At 74.8% G+C, this 1,967-nt stretch carries 1 protein-coding gene; it reads right to left on the bottom strand.

Annotated features, from left to right (window positions below; all coding sequences use genetic code 11):
- Positions 1-21: 21 nt before the first annotated feature.
- Positions 22-1,967 (bottom strand): tetratricopeptide repeat protein (locus AB0G02_RS37355; RefSeq protein ID WP_360804377.1); only part of this gene is annotated, 1,946 nt, incomplete at its 5' end.

Here is a 1,967-nt window from a genome sequence, read left to right on the forward strand (position 1 = left end):
CGAGATCCGCGCGGCCGGGCTCTACAAGGCCGAACGGGTCATCGGCACACCGCAGAACGCCTCCGTCCGGGTCTCCGCGAAGCCGGTGAACCGGATACCGCCGCGGTGGTCGCCCATGGAGGGCACGACCTGCGCGCCGAACAGCCGCGGTTCGCCGGGAGGTCGGGTGGCCCGCAGCCGCCGCTTGGCCTCACCGTGCCGGAGGGCCCGGATCGCGGCGAAGATCTCCAGGCTCGCGTCGTCCAGGTCACCGAGCAGCACGGGGTCGAGTCCGCCGTCCACGTCCCGGTCGACGGCCGCCTGGAGCAGGTCGCGCTGCTCGCGGTGGTCCGCGAGGACGTCCGCGCCGATCCGCAGGTTCTCCCGCGGCACCGAGACCACCTCGTCGAACAGCTCGGCCCGCTCGTGCCCGTCCGGGACCAGGAGGTCGAGCACGTCGCCCAACCGCACGCCCGGCACCTGCTCGACGGTGGCCACCATCTCGTCGAGCGTGCGGGGGAACAGGTCCGGGCCGTGCTCCAGCAGGTCCGACAGCTCCACCACGGTGTTCCCGCGCTCGGCGTGCGACGTGGCGGCACGCAGCACGGCCGCCGCCGCGCGGTGTGCCGCGCACACCCGTCCGTGCGCGCCGGTGGAGGCGAGGTAGGAGGCCACCCGGTCGTGCCCCTCGGCCAGGACCGCGGGGTTGATGCTCTCGTAGGAGTAGCGCAACGCGGCCTGCGCCATGGTGAGCGCGTCGTCGGGTCGTCCCAGCGCCTGGCGCACCTCGGCCCGCAGCCGGAACACCTCGCCCAGCAGCACGGTGTCGTCGGCGTCCTCGAAGACGGACTGGCTGTGCCGCAGCACGTCCTCGGCCTCCGCGACGCGGTCGAGCCCCAGCAGCACCACGGCCGTGTTGAGCCGCAACCGGGCCCGCTCGTGGTCGGTCGCGCCGCGCCGCGCGTGCAGGGCGTCGATCCGCTCGCACAGCCCGAGGGCCACGTCCCAGTCACCGAAGCGGGTGACGGCTTCCAGCGCGGTGCTCAGCACCACCCCGCGGGTGCTCACCGGCGTGACGCGTTCGGGCTCGCCGCTGTCGTCGGCCAGCCCGTCGGCCTCGTCGACCAGCTCGACGGCGCGTGCCGCGGCCTCGTGGTGCCGTCCCATCTTCGTCAGGACGATCAGCTCCAGGCACGTGTCGGCCGCGCGCGTCCACGGGCCGTACCCGGCGAGGTCGCTGTAGCCCGGCACCGCCCGGGCCATCCGGAGCGCGTCCTCCAGGTCGTCGTGGTCGAGCAGGATCCGGGCGCACTCGGACGTGGCCAGCGACACGAGGTCGAACCGCCCCGCCTCGGAGCCCGACGTGGCCAGCGCGAGGAACTCCCGCAGCGCGGCCAGCGGGTCGTTCCTCGACAGGAGCTTGGCGTGCAGGGCCGTCACGGCGGGTCGTTCCAGGACGTCCGGGTCCCCGTCGAGCAAGCGGCGCAGGTAGTTCATCGCCCGGTTGGTCGTGCCGGGGGCCAAGTCGCGGTCCGTCGCGGTCTCCAGCACGTCCACGGCCTGCGCGTGCCGCCCGCTGCGCAGCAGGTACGGCGTGGCGGCGAGGCCCGCCCGGACGATCGCCTCACCGGACCGGCCCTGCGCCTCCTCGCGGTGCGCGTGCTCGTACGCCGCGGTCAGGTGCCCGATCACCAGGTCGTCGACGAGCTGCCCGAACGCCGGGTCGGTGGCCGCGCGGATCGCCTCACCGACACCGGGGTGCAGCCGGTAGGCGTGCCGCGCCGGGTCGTCGCCCTCGACCTCGACCATCACGGCCGCCACCAGCGGCTCCAGCGCCGACTCCAGCGGGGGTGCGTCCAGGCCGGCCGACTCGCGCCAGACCTCCGGCCACACCTCGCGCACGAACCACGCCCGGCGTTCGTCCTCCTCGACGTGCGCCAGCAGTTCCACCAACCTGCGGGCCGGCGCCGGCAGCGCCACCAGCGCCG

The organism is Actinosynnema sp. NPDC023658 (assembly GCF_040639995.1).
GTDB lineage: Bacteria > Actinomycetota > Actinomycetes > Mycobacteriales > Pseudonocardiaceae > Actinosynnema.